Origin of the sequence: Streptomyces uncialis (genome assembly GCF_001905345.1) — a bacterium.
Lineage (GTDB): Bacteria > Actinomycetota > Actinomycetes > Streptomycetales > Streptomycetaceae > Streptomyces > Streptomyces uncialis.
In genome coordinates, this window is record NZ_LFBV01000005.1 from 391879 (window position 1) to 411119 (window position 19241).

Sequence of the window (19241 nt, forward strand, 5' to 3'; positions counted from 1 at the left end):
CGGGACGCGCTGGAGCCGTCACGCGGTAGGCGGTACGGGAGAGGCGCCGGAGCCGTGACGCGAAGGCGGTCACGGGAGGTGGCGGAACGCGCGGAGGCGGTACCCCCGTCCGGGGTACCGCCTCCGTCGTGCGGGTACCGGCCCACGCGGGCGGCCGGTGGCGCGACTAGCTGAAGGAGTCGCCGCAGGCGCAGGAGCCCGAGGCGTTCGGGTTGTCGATGGTGAAGCCCTGCTTCTCGATGGTGTCGACGAAGTCGATGGAGGCACCACCGAGGTAGGGGGCGCTCATCCGGTCGGTGACGACCTTGACCCCGTCGAAGTCCTTGACGACATCGCCGTCGAGGGAGCGCTCGTCGAAGAAGAGCTGGTAGCGCAGGCCGGAGCAGCCGCCGGGCTGAACGGCGACCCGCAGGGCCAGGTCCTCGCGGCCTTCCTGGTCGAGCAGGCCCTTGACCTTGGCCGCGGCGGCGTCGGACAGGATGATGCCGTCGGTGGCGGTCTTGGTCTCGTCCGATACGGACATCTACATCTCTCCCGGGTTGTACGGAGACTGCTTGCCGACGTGACAACCGTCGGGGCGGCGGATTCATTCCGGGCCCGCGTCCGTCCTCGGCAGTGCCTTCGTGTCTGCGTGCCGTGCGCTTCCATGCTCGCACATGGGGCCGGGCGGCGACACGGTCGAGCCGGACGGGTCCCAAGGGGCCGGGAACAAGCCCTGGTCCGGGGCCCGCTGGGGGCCCACGGGGTATGCGTCACATCGACACGATGGGCATCGTCAAACTGACGTGAAGCAGTTATGATAGATAACGTCAGAACGACGAAAAGGCGCCTGGGGACCAGGTCCGACAGCGCCCGTGAGCCGCCGGGGCGAGAGCTCCGAGAGAAAGGGTGCGTGATCGTGACCACCGCCCAGCCCCTGGACGTAACCCCGACCCCGCTGGCACTGCTGCTGCTCGGCCGGGAGGCCGACCCGCGCAGCGAGCGCGGGGTGGAGTGTCCGGGAGACCTGCCCTCCCCGTCCGACCCGGACCTGGTGGCGCGGGCGCGTGCGGCCAAGGAGAGGCTCGGGGACAAGGTGTTCGTCCTCGGGCACCACTACCAGCGCGACGAGGTCATCCAGTTCGCGGATGTCACGGGCGACTCGTTCAAGCTGGCCCGGGACGCCGCCGCGCGGCCCGCGGCCGAGTACATCGTCTTCTGCGGTGTGCACTTCATGGCGGAGTCCGCGGACATCCTCACCGGCGACGCCCAGAAGGTCGTCCTGCCGGACCTCGCGGCGGGGTGCTCGATGGCCGACATGGCCACCGCCGAGCAGGTCGCCGAGTGCTGGGACGTGCTCACCGACGCGGGCATCGCCGACCGGGTCGTGCCCGTCTCGTACATGAACTCGTCGGCGGACATCAAGGCGTTCACCGGCCGCCACGGGGGCACCATCTGCACCTCCTCCAACGCCGAGCGGGCGCTGGAGTGGGCGTTCGGGCAGGGCGAGCAGGTGCTCTTCCTCCCCGACCAGCATCTCGGGCGCAACACGGCGGTCCGGGACCTCGGGATGTCCCTGGACGACTGCGTCGTCTACAACCCGCACAAGCCCGGCGGCGGGCTGACCACCGAGGAGCTGCGGGCCGCGAAGATGATCCTGTGGCGCGGGCACTGCTCCGTGCACGGGCGCTTCTCGCTGGAGTCCGTGGAGGACGTACGGGCCCGGATACCCGGGGTCAATGTGCTGGTGCACCCCGAGTGCAAGAACGAGGTGGTGGCGGCGGCCGACCAGGTCGGGTCGACGGAGTACATCATCCGGACGCTGGAGGCCGCGCCCGCCGGTTCCAAGTGGGCGATCGGTACGGAGCTGAACCTGGTGCAGCGCCTGGCGAACCGTTTCGCCCCGGAGGGCAAGGAGATCACCTTCCTCGACCGGACGGTGTGCTTCTGCTCCACGATGAACCGGATCGACCTGCCGCATCTGGTGTGGACGCTGGAGTCGCTCGCGGACGGCAAGCTGGTCAACCAGATCACGGTCGACCCTGAGACGGAACGTTTCGCCAAGCTGGCCCTTGAGCAGATGCTCGCCCTGCCGTAGCGCGCACCGCCGCAGCGCGCCCTGCCCGGCCCTTCGCAGGCGTTCGCACGGGTGCCCGTACCCCGGCCCTTCGCCTTCGCCGCGCGGCACACGCGCGGATGCCCGCACCCCGGTCCTTCGGGGGTGCGGGCATCCGCGTACCGCGTTCCGGGCCCCGGCCACGGGGCCCGGAAGTCAGGTCTTGGCCAGCTCCGGGGTCTCCGTACCGGCCGGTACGGCGGACCTCTTCGCCTCGCGCTTGGCGCGCCTGCGCTCCTTGCGGAGCTCGACCATCGCGTAGAGGGTCGGCACCAGGAGCAGTGTCAGCAGCGTCGAGGTGATCAGACCGCCGATGACGACGACCGCGAGGGGCTGGGCGATGAAGCCGCCCTCGCCGGTGACCCCGAGGGCCATCGGCAGCAGCGCGAAGATCGTCGCGAGGGCCGTCATCAGGATCGGGCGCAGCCGGTGGCGGCCACCCTCGACGACCGCTTCCACGACCCCGTACCCCTTGGCGCGGTACTGGTTGATGAGGTCGATCAGGACGATCGCGTTGGTCACCACGATGCCGATGAGCATCAGCATGCCGATCATCGCGGGGACGCCCATCGGGGTGCCCGTGAGGATCAGCAGGCCGATCGCGCCGGTCGCCGCGAACGGGACGGACACCAGCAGGATCAGCGGCTGGACGAGCGACCTGAAGGCCGCGACGAGCAGCATGAACACGATGGCGATGGCCGCGAGCATGGCGAGCCCGAGGGAGGCGAACGCGTCGTCCTGGTCCTCGGAGACCCCTCCGATGGAGGCGGTGGCCCCCTCGGGCAGGTCCAGCGCGTCGACCTTCGTCTGGAGTTCGGTGCTGACCGCGCCGGTGTTGTCGCCGGTGGGGCGGGCGGTGACGTTGGCGGAGCGCTGGCCGTCGATCCGGGTCATGGAGACCGGGCCGTCGACCAGTTCGACCGTGGCGATGTCGCCGAGCTTCACCGGGCCGAGGCGCAGCGCCCGCAGTTCGTCCATCGTCCCGGCAGGCTTCGCCGAACGGATCACGATGTCGCGTTCGGTGTCGTCGAGGACGGCCTTGCCGGTGGTGGTGCCGCGTACGGCCTGGGTGACGGCGGCGCCGAGGGTGGCGTCGCTGAACCCGGCGCGGGCGGCCTTGTCGGTGGCCTTCACGGAGATCCGCGGGACCGACTGGGAGAGGTTGCTCTGGACGTCGGTGACGTCGTCCAGTTCGGCGACCTCGTCACGTACCCGCTCGGCCGCCTCGCGCAGGGTCGCGGCGTCGGCGGCCTTGACGACCACGCTGAGGTCCTGGCTGCCGAAGCCGTCGCCGGCCGCGAGGGTGGTCTCGCCGATCCCGTCCAGCTTGCCCAGTCCGGTCTCGATGCGGTCCTGGGTGTCCTCGAAGGACGCGTCGTCGTCCAGGGTGACCTGGAACGACGCCTGGTTGGTGTCGGTGCCGCCGCCGAACGCCGCCATGAAGCCGGAGGAGCCGATGGTGACCTGGTGGTCCTTGACGCCTTCGACGCCGTCGAGCATCTTCTCGATCTTGGCGGAGGCGGCGTCGGTCGCGGAGAGTCCGGTTCCGGGCTTCAGCTCCTGCTTGATGGAGAGGATCTCCTGCTCGCCCTGGTCGAAGAAGTTGGTCTTCAGCAGCGGCACCATGCCGAAGGTGCCGATCAGGACGGCGGCCGCGATGCCGAGGCTGACGAGCCGGCGGCGGGTGGCGAACCTCAGCACGGGGACGTACATGCGCTGGAGGCGGCTGCGGGCCTCCTTCTCCTCGGCCTGGCGGCGGGCCACCTCCGGGTCGACGCCGCGGACGGCCTTCGGGGGCCGCAGGAACCAGAACGACAGGACCGGGACGACGGTGAGCGACACCAGCAGCGACGCGAGCAGCGCGGCCGTCACGGTGAGGCTGAAGGAACCGAACAGCGCGCCGACCATGCCGCCGGTCAGACCGACCGGCAGGAACACGGCCACCGTGGTGAGCGTCGAGGCGGTGACCGCGCCCGCGACCTCCTTGACGGCGGTGAGGATGGCCTCACTGCGTTCCTCGCCGTAGCCGAGGTGGCGCTTGATGTTCTCCAGGACCACGATCGAGTCGTCGACGACCCGGCCGATGGCGATGGTCAGGGCGCCGAGGGTGAGCATGTTGAGCGAGAGGTCCCGGGTCCACAGCACGATCAGCGCGAGGACGACGGAGAGCGGGATGGAGACCGCGGTGACCAGGGTCGAGCGGATCGACGCCAGGAACACCAGGATCACGAGGACCGCGAAGATCAGTCCGAGGGCGCCCTCGGTGGTGAGACCGGCGATCGCCTTGGAGACGGCGGGGCCCTGGTCGCTGACGACGGTGAGTTCGGCGCCGGAGCCGAGGTCGGTGCGCAGGCCGGGCAGGGCCTTCTCGACCGCTTCGGAGATGGCGACCGCGCTGCCGTCCTGGTCCATGGTGACGAGGACCGCGAGGCTGGGTTCGCCGTTGGTGCGGGTGAGGGAGTCCGCCTTGGCCGGCTCCTGCTTCACGGAGGCGACATCGGCGAGCCGGACGGGCTTCTTGACGCCCTGGCCCGTGATCATCAGTTCCTGGATCTGCTCCAGGGAGGTGAAGCCGCCGCCGACCTGGACGGTGCGGTTGCTGCCGTCCTCCTCGAAGGAACCGGCCGGGACGGTCGCGCCGCCCGCCTGGACGGCCTGGCCGAGCACGGGCGGGGTGACGCCTGCCGCCGCCATCCTACGGTCGTCGGGGGTGACGGTGACCTGGAGGTCACGGACGCCGTCGACGGTGACCTGGGCGACCCCGTCGATGTCCGTCAGCTCGGGCACGACCGTGCGGTCGAGCTGCTCCTTGAGCGCCTGCTGGTCCTTGTCGGAGGTGACGGCGAGGACCACGGTCGGGATGTCGTCGGTGGAACCGGCGATGACCTGCGGGTCGACCTCGGTGGGGAGCTGGGCGCGAGCCCGGTTCACGGCCTGCTGGACGTCCGCGATGATCTGCTTCGAGCCGTCGCCGTAGTCGAACTGGGCCCTGAGGACGGCGTTGCCCTCGCTGGCGGTGGCGATGACGCCGGTGATGCCGTCGACCGCTTCGATGCTGTCCTCAAGCGGTTCGACGACCTGCTTCTCGACGACATCGGGGGACGCGCCCGGGTAGGGGGCCAGGACGGACACCATCGGAAGTTCGATGGAGGGCAGGAGCTGCTGCTTGAGCTGGGGTATCGCGATGGCACCGAAGACCAGCGCGATGATCGAAATCAGCCCGATCAGGGCCCGCTGAGCAAGGCTGAATCTTGACAGCCAGGACATGGGTGGCGGTCTCTCTTCTGTGGCTTGGCGCGGCAGGAGGAGGCACGACTTACCCCCCTGTCCTCACCTTGGCCCATCCGGGGGCCCGGATTCCTCGCTCGCAGGTCGCTTTCCTTATGCCGCGCATACTGCGGGTGTAGTAGGCGCGGTAGTCCCTGTGAGTGAGTCCGGGTCCTTTCCCGGGCCGCCGGCGGCGGGGTGCCCGGGGTCAGTGCGGGCGGGGCCGGACCAGTCCCGACTCATAGGCGATGACGACGAGTTGGGCGCGGTCCCGGGCGCCGAGCTTGGCCATCGCCCGGTTCACATGGGTCTTGACGGTGAGCGGGGAGACATCGAGCCGGTCCGCGATCTCGTCGTTGGAGTGACCGCCCCCGACCAGGACGAGCACCTCGCGTTCCCGGCCGGTCAGCACGTCCAGACGCGTCGACCGGGCGCCGTCGACCCCGGGGCCCTCGCCCTGGGCGAGGAACCGGGCGATGAGGCCCTTGGTCGCCACCGGGGACAGCAGCGCCTCGCCCGCGGCGGCGACCCGGATCGCGCCGAGGAGTTCCTCCGGCTCGGAGCCCTTGCCGAGGAAGCCGGACGCCCCGGCGCGCAGCGACTGGACGACGTACTCGTCCACCTCGAACGTCGTCAGCATCACCACGCGGACGGCGGACAGGGCGGGGTCGTCGCAGATCCGGCGGGTGGCGGCGAGACCGTCGGTGCCGGGCATCCGGATGTCCATGAGGACGACGTCGGGCATCGTCTCGGCGGTGACGCGGACGGCCTCGGCGCCGTCGGACGCCTCACCGACGACCTCCATGTCGGGCTCGGAGTCGACCAGTACCCGGAAGGCGCTGCGCAGCAGTGCCTGGTCGTCGGCGAGCAGTACCCGGATCGTCATGGCGTGTCCCCCGTCTGTGCCGTGCTCCGCCCGGCACGTGCTTTGACGGGCAGGATCGCATGGACGCGGAAGCCGCCGCCGTAGCGGGGGCCCGCGGTGAGGGCGCCGCCGAGCGCGGTGACCCGCTCGCGCATCCCGAGCAGTCCGTGCCCACCGGCCTGCGGGGGATCGGCGGGCGGCCGGGCGGTGTCCGCGGCGGGCGGACGGCGGCTGTCGCGGGAGCCGTCGTCCAGGACGGTGATCTCCACATGGGGTCCGACCCGGACGACGCTGACCTCGGCCCGGGCGCGTTCCCCCGCGTGCTTCTGCACATTGGTGAGCGCCTCCTGGATGATCCGGTACGAGGCGAGGTCGACGGCCGCGGGGAGTTTGCTGCCCTGGTCGCCGCGGGCCACGTCGACGGGCAGCCCGGCGTGCCGGAACGTGTCGGCGAGTTCCTCCAGCCGGTCCAGGCCCGGTGCCGGTTCGGTGGGGGCCTCGGGGTCGCCGGTCTGGCGGAGCAGTCCGACCGTGGCGCGCAGTTCCCCGAGGGCGGAGCGGCTGGCCTCCCGGACATGGGCCAGGGCGGCCTTCGCCTGGTCGGGGCGTTTGTCCATGAGGTGGGCGGCGACCCCGGCCTGGACGTTGACCAGTGCGATGTGGTGCGCCACCACGTCGTGCAGATCCCGGGCGATCCGCAGCCGCTCCTCGGCGACCCGGCGGCGGGCCTCCTCGTCGCGGGTGCGTTCGGCCCGCTCGGCGCGTTCCCGGATGGCGTCCACGAAGGCCCGGCGGCTGCGGACCGCGTCCCCCGCGGCGGCGGCCATCCCCGTCCACGCGAAGACGCCGAGGTTCTCCTGCGCGTACCAGGGCATGGGGCCGGACAGCATGGCGGCGCCGGTGAGGGCGGTCATGGTCAGCAGTCCGACGCGCCAGGTCGTGGGCCGGTCGGTGTGCGCGGCGACGGTGTACAGCGCGACGACGGCGCTCATCGCGACGGGGGCCCTCGGGTCGCTGAGGATCAGTTCCAGCAGGGATATCGCGGTGGTGACGCAGAGGACCGGGAGGGGCGCGCGGCGGCGCAGCGCCAGGGTGCCCGCGGCGAGCGGCATCAGCACCAGGCCGAGGACGGTCGGGGTGCGGGTGTCCCAGCTGGTGGGTCCGTGCTTGCCCGCTGGGCCGTTCGGGTCCAGCACCGAGCCGAGGAGCATCGCCGCGAGGACGGCGACCGCGAGGGCACTGTCCGTCGCGGTGGGATGGGCGATCAGCCAGCCACGCAGACGCTTGACGCGCTCCAGGGGGGTCACCCGGTGAACGGTAGCGCCCCGTACGGGTGACACTCCCCGGCGGTGCGCGCTCCCGCGAGGAACCACGACCCCGCCGGGCCCGGACACCGTCACGGGACCCCTAGGGGTGCCCCTGAGGCCCGGCCGGGAGAAGGACGGCCCCCGGATCGGCCGGTGGCCTCAGCCGGGGATCAGACCGTCGTCCGTCAGCAGGTCGCGGACCTGGTCCAGGGTGGCGTCGGAGGACGGCAGGATCAGCTCCGACGGTTCGAGCGAGTCGTCGGGCAGGGGGGTGCCCAGCTCACGGACCCGGTCGAGCAGCGCGCCGAGGGTGCGCCGGAACCCGGGGGTGTCCCCGCGCTCCAGCTCGGCGAGCAGCTCGTCGTCCAACGCGTTCAGCTCGGTGAAGTGGCTGTCCGCCAGCTTCACCTGGCCCTCCCCCATGATCCGTACGATCATGACGCCCTCCTCGGCGCGGCCCTCGGCCGGGGCCTACTGCTTGTCGAAGCGCGGGGTGTCCCGCTGCGGCTGCTGGGTCCCGGCGGCGTTCTGTCCGCCCTCGATGGCCTGCTGCGAGGACGATCCCCCGGCCAGCTCGGCCTTCATCCGCTGGAGTTCCAGCTCCACATCAGTACCACCGGAGATGCGGTCCAGCTCGGCGGCGATGTCGTCCTTGGCGGTGCCCGTGGGGTCGTCGAGGGCGCCGGAGGCCAGCAGCTCGTCGATCGCGCCCGCGCGGGCCTGGAGCTGCGCGGTCTTGTCCTCGGCGCGCTGGATCGCGAGGCCGACGTCGCCCATCTCCTCGGAGATGCCGGTGAACGCCTCGCCGATCCGGGTCTGCGCCTGGGCGGCCGTGTACGTGGCCTTGATGGTCTCCTTCTTGGTACGGAAGGCGTCGACCTTGGCCTGGAGGCGCTGCGAGGCCAGCGTCAGCTTCTCCTCCTCGCCCTGGAGCGTCCGGTGCTGGGCCTCCAGGTCGGTGACCTGCTGCTGAAGGGCGGCGCGACGGGACAGGGCCTCACGGGCGAGGTCCTCCCGGCCGAGCGCGAGGGCCTTGCGGCCCTGGTCCTCCAGCTTGCTGGACTGGCTCTGGAGCTGGTTGAGCTGAAGCTCCAGGCGCTTGCGGGACGTCGCGACGTCGGCGACCCCGCGGCGGACCTTCTGCAGCAGTTCGAGCTGCTTCTGGTACGAGTAGTCGAGGGTCTCGCGCGGGTCCTCGGCCCGGTCAAGGGCCTTGTTCGCCTTCGCGCGGAAGATCATCCCCATACGCTTCATGACACCGCTCATGGGCTTCGCGCGCCCCCTTCTGACGGACTCCGGCTCAAGCTCTGCAACAGGTCCCACAGTAAGGGGCCTGCTTCTATTACCGCACTGTTCGGCGCCGGATGCGCTCATCCCCAAGGACGACTGCGTGCGCTTCCGCTCCGGCGTAAGGAGTAGGTGGTCCCCGGGATCGGCCCGCTGCCCGCGGTCCGTACGGGCCGGTGGGCGCCCGCTCCCGGATGTCCTCTTCCGTTCCCTATGTGGGACGACCGGTGTTGCCGGATCGTTCCCCGCCCGGCCGCGGTCCATGCGCGGGCACCCCGTACCCTTGGGTTTTGTGTTCCGTAGCCGTGCCAAGACAGAGAAGGCCGCCGCCGACCAGACGCCGGTGACCGCCTCCTCCCCCCAGTCCCGTGACCCGCAGGCCCCCAAGGGCCGCCCGACGCCGAAGCGCAGCGTGGCGCAGTCGCAGCGCCGCAGCGTCGCCAATACGCCGACGACGCGCAAGGAAGCCAGCAAGCGCTCCCGCGAGGAGCGGCGTACCGCCCTTGAGCGGCAGCGCCAGGCCCTCGCCAGCGGTGACGAGCGATATCTGCCCGCGCGCGACAAGGGCCCGGTCCGCCGGTTCGCCCGTAACTACGTCGACTCGCGTTTCCACATCGCGGAATTCTTCCTGCCGATGGCCGTGGTCATCCTCGTCCTGAGCATGGTCCGGGTCCCGGCGCTCCAGAACGTCTCGCTGCTGCTGTGGCTGTTCGTGATCGTGATGATCGTGGTGGACTCGATCGTTCTCGTGTTCCGGCTCAAGAAGGAGCTGCGGACGCGGTTCGCGGACGAGCCCAAGCGCGGCGCCGTGGCCTACGCCCTGATGCGGACCCTCCAGATGCGCCGGCTCCGGCTGCCCAAGCCCCAGGTCAAGCGCGGGGAACGGCCCTGACCACCTCCTCTTCACCCGGAGGTCTGCCGGATGTCGTCCGGCGGGAGCTGGTCGCCAGACAGCTCGACGAGCAGATAGCCGCCCGGTTCCGGGTCGGCAAGCGGCTGCGGGTGCTCGACGTGGGCACCGGCCGCGGTACGCAGGCACTGCGGCTGGCGCGGGCCGGGCACGAGGTGACCGGGCTCGAACGGGACGCCGGGCTGATCGCGGCGGCCCGCGCGTCGCTCGCCGCGGAGCCCGAGGGCATCCGGGGGCGCGTCCGGTTCATCGAGGGTGACGGCCGGGACACCGGGGTGCACTTCCTTCCCGGCGGGTTCGACGTGGTGCTCTGCCATGGGGTCCTGCCCTATGTGGCGGAGCCCGATCCGCTGGTCGCGGGGCTCGGGCGGATGCTGGCCGCCGGGGGGCTGCTGTCCTTGCTCGTCCGCAACGCCGACGCGTTGGCCGTGCGGCCCGCGCTGGCCGGGGACTGGGGTGGGGCGCTCGCCGCGTTCGACTCCGCCCGCGCGCGGGACCGGCGGGGCGTGGAGGTCCGCGCGGACCGGCTGTCCGCGCTGACCGTGACGCTCGCGGGGATCGGGGCGCCGTTGCGGGCGTGGTACGGGGTGCGGGTGTTCGCGGACGCGGTGCGGGACGACGCGGTCGGCTCCGCCGGGGATCTCGCGTTGTTCCTCGATCTGGAGGACCGTGCGGGGCGTACCGACCCCTATCGGGGTGTCGGCTCCCTCCTTCACCTCTGCGGGGCGCGGGGGTAGTTCCCCCTGCGGGTCGCCTTCGCTTGCGCTTCCGAGGTCTGTCCGGCTGGACGTACTTGTTCCCGTGCGGGTCGCCTTCGCTTACCGCTTCCTAGGTCTGTCCGGCTGGACGCACTTGGCCCTGTGCCGTCGCCCGGTGGGTGCGCAGTTCCCCGCGCCCCTGGGTGCTGCCCCCTTGCGGTCGCCCTTCGGGTGCGGGTCCGCCCTCGTCTTTTGCGCAGTTCCCCGCGCCCCTTTGGGGGCGCCCCTTCAGGCTGTCGGTCAGGTGCAGGCCTTTGCTTGCGGAACCACCCTCCTCGCGCGGTCGCGCTGCTGCGGGAGGGGGTGGGCGGGAATCTCTGCCCGCAGACTCCGATGCTCTTCAGTCCGGCAAGGGAACGTCCTGCCGAGCGCGTTGGAACGAGGACGGAGAATCCCGACCGGCACCGACCCGAAGAACAAACCGGACGCGCCCCAAAGGGGCGCGGGGAACTGCGCAAAGACGAGGGCGACCCGCACCCGAAGAACGACCGCAACAGGGCAGCGCCTCAGGGGCGCGGGGAACTGCGCACCCCACGAACGACGGCACCGGAACGAAGTACGCCCAGCCGGACGGACCTGGGAAGCGCAAGCGAAGGCGACCTGCGGGGAACTGCGCACCCCACGAACGACGGCACCGGAACGGAGTGCGTCCAGCACAGGAAACCTCGGAAGCGCGAGCGAAGGCGACCCGTTCGGGGGGTCATCTCAGGCCTGCCCGGACGGGCCGGGCAAGACTTCGGGCATGAACGTATCCCGAAGGGCCGGGTTCCGGGTGGTGGGTGTCGCGATAGGTGCGGCCGTCCTGGCCGGGGGGTGCTCCGGACCGGGCGGGAAGCCCCCGGGGACCGCCCGGGCCACCCCCGTCACCGAACAGGCCGCCGCGGCCCCCCGCTCCGCGGACGACCTCCAGAGCGGCTTCGAGAAGGTGATCGCCGACGTCCTCCCGTCGGTCGTGCAGATCCGCGGCAGGAACGACCTGGGCTCCGGTGTGGTCTACGACGACCAGGGCCACATCGTCACCAACGCCCATGTGATCGGCACGGAACGCACCTTCCAGGTCACCACCGCGAACAACGAGCAGCCGCTCACCGCGAAGCTCGTCTACTCGTACCCCGAGCAGGATCTCGCGGTGGTCAAACTGGACACCGTGCCCGACGGACTGCGGGCCGCGTCGTTCGGCGACAGCACCAAGGTGCGGGTGGGACAGCTCGTGCTCGCGATGGGCTCCCCGCTGGGGCTCTCGTCCAGCGTCACCGACGGGATCGTCTCGGCCACGGGCCGCACCGTCAGCGAGAGCGCGGACGGCGGCGGCACGGGCGCGACCCTCGCGAACATGATCCAGACCTCCGCGTCGATCAACCCCGGCAACAGCGGTGGCGCCCTCGTGGACCTGGACAGCAAGGTCATCGGGATTCCCACGCTCGCCGCGACGGACCCGAACTTCGGGGACAGCGCGGCGCCGGGCATCGGGTTCGCGATCCCCGCCTCGATGGTGCGGACGGTGGCGGACCAGATCATCAGGGACGGCCGGGTCACCGACTCGGGCCGGGCGGCGCTGGGGATCACCGGCCGCACGGTGGTGGATCAGGACCAGCGGCCCGCGGGCGTCGCCGTGGTGTCGGTGTCCAACGGCGGTGCGGCGGACGACGCGGGCATCAGGGCCGGCGACATCATCACCCGTCTGGGTGACCAGCGGGTCACCACGATCACCTCGCTCGCCGAGATCCTCGCCGGGGACGAGCCGGGCGACAAGATCGACGTCACGTATCAGCGGGACGGGACGGAGAACACCGCCAAGGTGACGCTCGGGGAGATCTGACGGCGGCCGTGCGGACGGGCGGGTGCGGGGCACCGGCCCGTCCGGACACGCCGGTGGCTCAGGCGTCCGCCTCCGCCACCGGCTCGGCCACGGGCTCGGGCTCGGCCTCTTCCGCGTGCAGGCTCATCGGGCCGTAGATCAGGCTGCCGTCCTCGTGCAGGAACACCTGGTCGGCGCCGCCCGCGACAAGCTCCTTCCACTGCTCGCCGATCCAGCTCTCGGCGTCCCCCTGGGTGGTGAACTCCTCGGGTTCCACCGCCGGGGCGACCTCCGTACCGTCGGCCTTCTCGAACCGCCACGTCCAGTCCGCCATGCCTGCCTCCCGAAGGTCGATCACGGTCGTGCGTGCAGCGTGAAGCCTATCCGGGCGGGCGGCCGGGACACCGGCGCGGGAGGATCTTCCCGTGGAACTCACTCTGCTCGGCACCGCCGCCCCCGAGGGGCTGCCCCGCCCCGGCTGTCCCTGCGCCGTCTGCGCCCTGGCCCTCGTGGACGGGGCGCGCGCCGCGTCCGCCGCCCTGGTGGACGGGACGCTGCTGCTGGACCTCACCCCCGGCGCCGTGTTCGCCGCCGCGCGCGCCGGACGCACCCTGGGGGGCGTACGGCAGGTGCTGTTGTCGCATCCGCACGACGGTCCGCCGGTGGAGGTGCCCGCGGGGCTGCCGCAGCCGGGCCGTGTGCCGGACGGGCGGGAACTGGCGCTGCTCACCGGGCACCGGGTGCGGGCCGTGCCGATGGACGCCCCCGGTACGGGGTACGCGGTGACCGGGCCGGACGGCGAGCGGCTGCTGTACCTGCCGCCGGGCGCGGCGCCCGCGGGACTCGGTTCGCACGACGGCCGCTACGACCTGGTGGTTGCCGATGTCCTGGGCCGCCCGGACGCGCTGGCGCGGCTGCGGGCGTCGGGGGCGGTGGGGCCGACGACGGACGTGGTCGCGGTCCACCTGGACCATGACGTGCCGCCGGGCCGGGAGCTGACGCGCAGACTGGCGGCGGCGGGCGCGCGGGCGGTCCCCGACGGGACGACGCTCACGGTCGGCGCCTACGAGGACGTACCGGACGTACCGCTCCGGACGCTGGTGCTGGGCGGGGCCCGGTCGGGGAAGTCGGTGGAGGCCGAGCGGCGGCTGGAGAGCTTCCCGGACGTGGTGTACGTGGCGACGGGCGCCGCGTACGGGGGGAACGGGCAGGACGGGGAGTGGGCGGCGCGGGTCGGTGCGCACCGGGAGCGGCGGCCGGGGTCGTGGCGGACGGAGGAGACCTGCGACCTGGTGCCGCTGCTGGCCGCTTCGGGGCCGCCGCTGCTGATCGACTGCCTGTCGCTGTGGCTCACTAACGCGATGGACGCGGTGGACGCGTGGGACGACGCGGAGTGGGCGGGGGGCGGTGAGCGGGCGCTGCGGCGGCGGGTCGGGGAGCTGACGGACGCGGTGCGGTCGACCCGGCGGACGGTTGTCGCCGTGTCCAACGAGGTGGGGTCGGGGATCGTCCCCGCCACGGCGTCGGGGCGGCGGTACCGGGATGAGCTGGGGCGGTTGAACGCGGCGTTCGCCCTGGAGTGCGAGCAGGTTCTCCTGGTGGTGGCGGGCCAGCCCCTCGTCCTGCGCGGCTGAAGTCCCCCCGGGGGGCGTCGCTTGGTCTGTCCGGCTGGGCGCACTCGTTCCTGTGCAGGTCGTTCGTGGGTGCGCAGTTCCCCGCGCCCCTGGGTACTCGGGGCTGGGCGTACTTCGTTCCTGTGCCGTCGCTCGGTGGGATTGCGCAGTTCCCCGCGCCCCTTTGGGGCGCATCCGGCCGGTTCTTCGGGTCGGTGCCGGTCGGGATTCTCCGTCCTCGCTCCAACGCGCTCGGTCGGACATCCCCCTTGCCCGACTGAAGAGCATCGGAGTCTGCGGGCAGAGATTCCCGCCCACCCCCTCCCGCAGCAGCGCGAGTCCGCGAGGAGGGTGGTTGAACCCCAGCCCCGGGCTGACGCCGGCCCGCTGTCTGACCCCACCCGCAGACTGAGAACAGCCCCAGGTGGGCGCCCCCAAAGGGGCGCGGGGAACTGCGCAAAAACGAGGACCGACCCGCACCCGAGAAGCGACCGCGAGGGGGCAGCACCCAGGGGCGCGGGGAACTGCGCAAAGACGAGGACCGGCCCGCACCTGACGAACAAGCCCGAAGGGGCAGCATCCAGGGGCGCGGGGAACTGCGCACCCGACGAGCGACGGCACAGGGAACAAGCCCGCCCAGCCGGACAGACCTCGCAAGCGCAAGCGAAGGCGGCCCGCGGGGAACTGCGCACCCACGGACATCCCCGTACGGGGACAAGTGCGCCCAGCGCAGGGGAGCTCGGGAAGCGCGGGCGGGAGGGGGGCCCACAGGTCACCCGGGGGTGGTGTCGCGGCGGGCGATGAGGCGGTAGGCGTTGGCGCAGCGGGTGCGGGACGTGAGGGGGGACAGCGCGCGGTCCAGGGCGCGGGCCAGGGCGAGCGGGGGGCCCGCGGACCGGGACAGGGCGGTGCGGGCGAGGCGGGCCACCGGGCTGTCGGCGGCGGACGGGCGGGCGAGGAGGCGGGCCAGGGCGAGGGTGGCGGCGGCACCGGGCCCCGCGGACCGGTGCGCGGCGCGGCGGTCGATGAGGACGACGGTGAAGCCGAGGCCGCGCAGCTCCCGGCACAGGGCGCTCTCCGGGATGAGCTGGAGGAGCCGGGGCCGGTGATAGGGGGCCCACCAGCGGCCGAGCACCGCGGCGGCGAGGCTGCGGGGTTCCGTGGCCTCGACGACGAGATGGCCGCCGGGACGCAGCACCTGGTGCGCCGCGCGCAGTTCGGCACGGGGGTCGGGGACGTGTTCGAGGTGGCGGAACATGCTGAGGACGTCGTAGCGGGCGGTGAGCCGGGGAGCCAGGTCCGTGAGGGTGCCGCGATGGCCTTCGTCGATCCGGCCGTCGGCGAGGGCCTGTGCGACCTCGGGCCCGGTATCGAGGCCGTCGAACGCCGTGTAGGGGTGGACCGTCCGGGCGGTGACGGGGAAGCGGGCGGCGCCGGTCCCGACGTCGAGCCAGCTCTCGGGTTCCCCGAAGGGGAGCAGCGCGCGGGCGGCGGCGCGGTGGCGGCGGTCACGGGCGGCGGCCGGTTCCGGTGCGTCGGCGGCGGGCGGTGACGGCCGGACGCCCGGGGCCGGGCGGGGATTGCGGAAGACGTAGGCGCAGTCGTCGCAGCGGTCGAGGACGAGGGTGCGCAGACGGGTGGAGCCGCACCAGGGGCAGTCGGTGCGGCGGACGGCGGGGGCGGCCGTCGTCCCGGGACGCGGTCCGGCGGCGGTGGGGTCGGCGGGCTCGGCGGCGCTCTGCTGCGTGGGGGGCACAAAACGGAACGTAAGGGATCAACGATGCGGGTTCAACGACGGTGCGCGGCCGGTGCGTCCCGTGCCGCCGGGCCGGGGCGCGGGGGCGTCCGCGCGCGGGGTCCGGCGGGGGCGCGGGGGCCGGGCGGACGGGCCGGGCGGTGCCGGTACTGTTCCGCGAATGAGCTCCTTCACTCTCGACGACTTCAGCGACCTGATCGAGCGCCCCGACGGCGGGCTGCGCGGCGACGCCGAGGAACGCAGGGAACGGCAGGACGTGCCGCCCGAGGCGCTGGGCCGGCTCGACGAGCTGGCCGGCTGGCTGTCGGCGGCGCAGTCGGCCGTGCCGGTGCGGACCGTCGAGCGGCCCAAGGTGGTGCTGTTCGCGGGTGATCACGGGGTGGCCGGACTGGAGGTGTCCGCGCGGCCCGCCGGGAGCGCGGACGCGCTGGTCCGGGGCGTGCTGGACGGCTCCCGCCCGGTGGCCGTCCTCGCGCGGCGGCTCGGGGTGCCCGTCCGGGTGGTGGACGTGGCCCTGGACTGCGAGCCGGACACCCTGCCCGACGAGGTGGTGCGCCACCGGGTGCGGCGTGGGTCCGGGCGGATCGACATCGAGGACGCGCTGACGGCGGGCGAGGCGGAGGCCGCGTTCCGGGTCGGGATGACGGTGGCCGATCAGGAGGTCGACTCGGGCACGGACCTGATGGTGCTCGGGGATCTGAGCGTCGGGGGGACCACCGCGGCGGCGGCGCTGATCGCCGCGCTGTGCGGGACGGACGCGTCGGTGGTGACGGGCCGGGGCGGGAGTCCGATCGACGACCTGGCGTGGATGCGCAAGTGCGCGGCGGTCCGGGACTCCCTGCGGCGGGCCCGTCCGGTGCTCGGGGACCAGTTGCGGCTGCTCGCGACGGTCGGCGGCGCGGATCTCGCGGCGGTCACCGGGTTCCTGTTGCAGTGCGCGGTGCGCCGGACGCCGGTGATCCTGGACGGGGTGGTGTCCGCCGCCTGCGCCCTGGTCGGGCAGCGGGTCGCGTTCCGGGCCCCGGACTGGTGGCTGGCCGGGCACGACTCGGGGGAACCGGCGCAGGCCAAGGCGCTGGACCGGATGGCGATCGAGCCGCTGCTGACCCAGGGCGTCCGGGTCGGCGAGGGCACCGGCGCGCTGCTCGCGCTGCCGCTGGTGCAGGCGGCGGCGGCCCTCTCGGCGGAGCTGCCCGTACGGGACGAGCCGCCGGTACGGGATGACATGCCCGTACACGACTGAGCTGCCCGAATACGGCTGAGCGGGGCCTACGCGTCCGAGCGGGACGAGCCGCCGGTACGGGACGAGCCGCCCGTACTCAACTGAGCCGCCCGTACGCGACCGGGTGGGGCGGGCGGGCGCCCGCCTGGGGGCGGAACGGGTGGGCGGGCGGTCCGTACCGCCACGTTCCACCGCGATACCGGCGATACCGTACGGAACGCGGCCTATAGTCCCGTTCCATGGCTGACGACCGGTCGACGCGCGGGGGCGGTCCGAGCCGCCGCGCCGAGCGGGCCGCGCGGCTGTGCGTGGGGTATCTGCGGGCCGTCACGTTCGTGAACCTGCTGAGCGCCGGCTGGGTGTCGCTGGGCCAGGACCTGCGGCGCCACAACACCGAGGACCTGTTCACCCCGTACCTGCTGACGGCCGGGTTCGCCTCCGGGGTGTTCACCGCGTTCCTGGCGGTCACGACGCGCCGCCGCAAACGCGCCGCCTGGATCCTGAACCTGGTGCTGTGCGGGCTGTTCCTGCCGCTGTTCGCGTTCGCGCTGTGCTTCCCGGAGATCCGGGTCCACCCGCAGAACTGGGTGTCCTTCGCGCTGTCCGCCGCGTTCCTCACGGCCCTCCTGGTGGGCCGCGAGGCGTTCTACGCGAAGGGCGACCGCGCCAACCCCCGGCTCGCGGCCCTCGTCGCGGGCGGCGGGCTGCTGGCCACCAGCCTGCTCGCCGCGTTCCTGGTGACCAGTACCAACACCGACCCCGACGCGCCCCGCTCGACGTTCCCGGACCGCTGGCTCTACGGGACCCTGCGGCTGGTCTCGGTCGCCGCCGACGACGAGCGGTTCCCCGGCATCACCACCCCCCGGTGGACCGACGTCACCATCAACATCCTCAGCACCCTGCTGGTCCTCGCCGTGCTGTACGCCGCCTTCCGCTCCCGGCGGGCCGTCGACCCGCTCACCGGGGACGACGAGGAACGGCTGCGGGCGCTGCTGGCGCGGCACGGCGGACGCGACTCCCTCGGGTACTTCGCGCTGCGCCGGGAGAAGAGCGTGGTGTGGTCCCCGACCGGCAAGGCCGCCGTGACGTACCGGCTGGTCAGCGGGGTGTCCCTGGCGTCCGGCGACCCGATCGGGGACCCCGAGGCATGGCCCGGCGCGATCGCGCCCTGGCTCGCGCAGGCCCGTGCGCACGGCTGGCTCCCGGCGGTGATGGGCGCGGGCGAGGAGGCCGGGACGGTGTACGCGCGGCACGGCCTCGACGCGCTGGAGCTGGGCGACGAGGCGATCGTGGAGACCGCCGACTTCACCCTCGACGGCCGCGCGATGCGGACCGTCCGCCAGGCGTACAACCGGGTGCGGCGCGCCGGGTACGAGGTCCGGGTCCGCCGGCACGCCGACATCCCCGGGGACGAGATCGCCGCCCTGGTCGCCCGCGCCGACGACTGGCGCGACGGCGCCACCGAACGCGGCTTCTCGATGGCGCTCGGCCGACTGGGCGACCCGGCGGACGGGCGGTGCGTGATGCTCGAATGCACCGACGCCGAGGGCACGTTGCGGGCGCTGCTGTCGTTCGTGCCGTGGGGTCCGCGCGGGCTGTCGCTGGACCTGATGCGACGTGACCGGGACACGGAGAACGGCCTCATGGAGTTCATGGTCATCGAACTGCTCCAGCGGGCACCGGGGATGGGGATCACCCAGGTCTCGCTGAACTTCGCGATGTTCCGCTCCGTCTTCGAACGCGGCGCACGGCTCGGCGCGGGACCGGTGCTGCGGCTGTGGCGCGCGCTGCTGAGCTTCTTCTCCCGCTGGTGGCAGATCGAGTCGCTGTACCGGGCCAACGCCAAGTACCGGCCCGTCTGGGAGCCCCGCTTCCTGCTCTTCGAGAAGAGCGCGGACCTGCCCCGGATCGTCCTCGCCGCCGCCCGCGCGGAAGGCTTCCTCACCGTCCCCGGCCTCCCGGACCACCCCCGCCCACCCCGCCTCACCACCACACCACGCGAAGGCCCCCGACGGGACACCGGCAACCCCGCGCCCCACGACCCCCCCGCACCCACCCAGCAGCCACACCAGGCTGAGGGCCCCCAAAGCGGCGCCGGGAACCGCGCGAAGAACGATCACCCCGCACCCGCCCGGCAACCCCACCCGGCAGAAGGCCCCCCAAGGGGCGCGGGGAACCGCGCAAAAGACGAGGGCGGACCCGCACCCGAAGAGCGACCGCAAGAGGGCAGCATCCAGGGGCGCGGGGAACTGCGCGAGCAACCGAGGGCCACCCGCACCCGAACGGGAACCGCAAGAGGCGCGACCCAAGGGGCGCGGGGAACTGCGCACCCGACGAGCGACGGCACGGGAACAAGTGGGTCC

Annotated in this window: 14 protein-coding genes and 1 pseudogene; 7 read left to right on the forward strand and 8 right to left on the reverse strand. The window is 72.8% G+C overall.

Annotation, left to right across the window (positions count from 1 at the left end; all coding sequences use genetic code 11):
- Positions 1-166: 166 nt before the first annotated feature.
- Positions 167-523 (reverse strand): HesB/IscA family protein, encoded by a 357-nt coding sequence (locus AB852_RS21980; protein WP_073791288.1) that lies wholly within the window; start codon positions 521-523, stop codon positions 167-169.
- A 375-nt stretch (positions 524-898) separates the two neighbouring features.
- Between AB852_RS21980 and nadA the strand changes: the two genes are divergently transcribed.
- Positions 899-2077, forward strand: coding sequence for a quinolinate synthase NadA (gene nadA / locus AB852_RS21985; protein ID WP_073791709.1), 1179 nt, complete (start codon positions 899-901; stop codon positions 2075-2077).
- 174 nt (positions 2078-2251) lie between these two features.
- Here nadA and AB852_RS21990 read toward each other — a convergent pair whose 3' ends face one another.
- The 5 genes from AB852_RS21990 to AB852_RS22010 all read right to left on the reverse strand — a co-directional run bounded on the left by AB852_RS21990 (position 2252) and on the right by AB852_RS22010 (position 8800).
- On the reverse strand, positions 2252-5362 hold the full coding sequence (locus AB852_RS21990) for an efflux RND transporter permease subunit (RefSeq protein ID WP_073791289.1): 3111 nt from the start codon (positions 5360-5362) through the stop codon (positions 2252-2254).
- A 208-nt stretch (positions 5363-5570) separates the two neighbouring features.
- Complete coding sequence (locus tag AB852_RS21995; RefSeq protein ID WP_073791290.1) at positions 5571-6248, reverse strand: response regulator; 678 nt, start codon at positions 6246-6248, stop codon at positions 5571-5573.
- Positions 6245-7525 carry a sensor histidine kinase gene (locus AB852_RS22000; protein WP_073791710.1) on the reverse strand — a complete coding sequence of 427 codons (1281 nt, stop codon included), beginning with the start codon at positions 7523-7525 and terminating at the stop codon, positions 6245-6247. The genes AB852_RS21995 and AB852_RS22000 overlap by 4 nt, the downstream gene beginning before the upstream one ends.
- A gap of 168 nt (positions 7526-7693) precedes the next feature.
- Positions 7694-7972 carry a PspA-associated protein PspAA gene (pspAA, locus tag AB852_RS22005; RefSeq protein WP_073791291.1) on the reverse strand — a complete coding sequence of 93 codons (279 nt, stop codon included), beginning with the start codon at positions 7970-7972 and terminating at the stop codon, positions 7694-7696.
- A gap of 33 nt (positions 7973-8005) precedes the next feature.
- Positions 8006-8800, reverse strand: a complete 795-nt coding sequence (locus AB852_RS22010) for a PspA/IM30 family protein (RefSeq protein WP_073791292.1) — start codon at positions 8798-8800, stop codon at positions 8006-8008.
- 283 nt (positions 8801-9083) lie between these two features.
- Between AB852_RS22010 and AB852_RS22015 the strand changes: the two genes are divergently transcribed.
- The 3 genes from AB852_RS22015 to AB852_RS22025 all read left to right on the forward strand — a co-directional run bounded on the left by AB852_RS22015 (position 9084) and on the right by AB852_RS22025 (position 12308).
- Positions 9084-9713 (forward strand): DUF3043 domain-containing protein, encoded by a 630-nt coding sequence (locus AB852_RS22015; protein ID WP_073791293.1) that lies wholly within the window; start codon positions 9084-9086, stop codon positions 9711-9713.
- On the forward strand, positions 9710-10468 hold the full coding sequence (locus tag AB852_RS22020) for a methyltransferase domain-containing protein (protein WP_399546539.1): 759 nt from the start codon (positions 9710-9712) through the stop codon (positions 10466-10468). Before AB852_RS22015 ends, AB852_RS22020 begins: the two co-directional genes overlap by 4 nt.
- A gap of 763 nt (positions 10469-11231) precedes the next feature.
- Positions 11232-12308 (forward strand): S1C family serine protease, encoded by a 1077-nt coding sequence (locus tag AB852_RS22025; RefSeq protein ID WP_073791294.1) that lies wholly within the window; start codon positions 11232-11234, stop codon positions 12306-12308.
- 58 nt (positions 12309-12366) lie between these two features.
- On the opposite strand, the gene AB852_RS22030 is transcribed toward AB852_RS22025, so the two are convergent.
- Positions 12367-12621, reverse strand: coding sequence for a hypothetical protein (locus AB852_RS22030; RefSeq protein WP_073791295.1), 255 nt, complete (start codon positions 12619-12621; stop codon positions 12367-12369).
- A 91-nt stretch (positions 12622-12712) separates the two neighbouring features.
- Here AB852_RS22030 and AB852_RS22035 point away from each other — a divergent pair, with 91 nt between their 5' ends.
- Complete coding sequence (locus tag AB852_RS22035; RefSeq protein ID WP_073791296.1) at positions 12713-13921, forward strand: bifunctional adenosylcobinamide kinase/adenosylcobinamide-phosphate guanylyltransferase; 1209 nt, start codon at positions 12713-12715, stop codon at positions 13919-13921.
- 751 nt (positions 13922-14672) lie between these two features.
- On the opposite strand, the gene AB852_RS22040 is transcribed toward AB852_RS22035, so the two are convergent.
- Positions 14673-15656 carry a class I SAM-dependent methyltransferase gene (locus AB852_RS22040; protein WP_073791308.1) on the reverse strand — a complete coding sequence of 328 codons (984 nt, stop codon included), beginning with the start codon at positions 15654-15656 and terminating at the stop codon, positions 14673-14675.
- 160 nt (positions 15657-15816) lie between these two features.
- Between AB852_RS22040 and cobT the strand changes: the two genes are divergently transcribed.
- Positions 15817-16899 carry a nicotinate-nucleotide--dimethylbenzimidazole phosphoribosyltransferase gene (gene cobT / locus AB852_RS22045; protein WP_073791311.1) on the forward strand — a complete coding sequence of 361 codons (1083 nt, stop codon included), beginning with the start codon at positions 15817-15819 and terminating at the stop codon, positions 16897-16899.
- A gap of 218 nt (positions 16900-17117) precedes the next feature.
- A pseudogene (locus tag AB852_RS22050) lies at positions 17118-18839 on the forward strand (phosphatidylglycerol lysyltransferase domain-containing protein); the annotation flags it as partial.
- Positions 18840-19241: the final 402 nt, after the last annotated feature.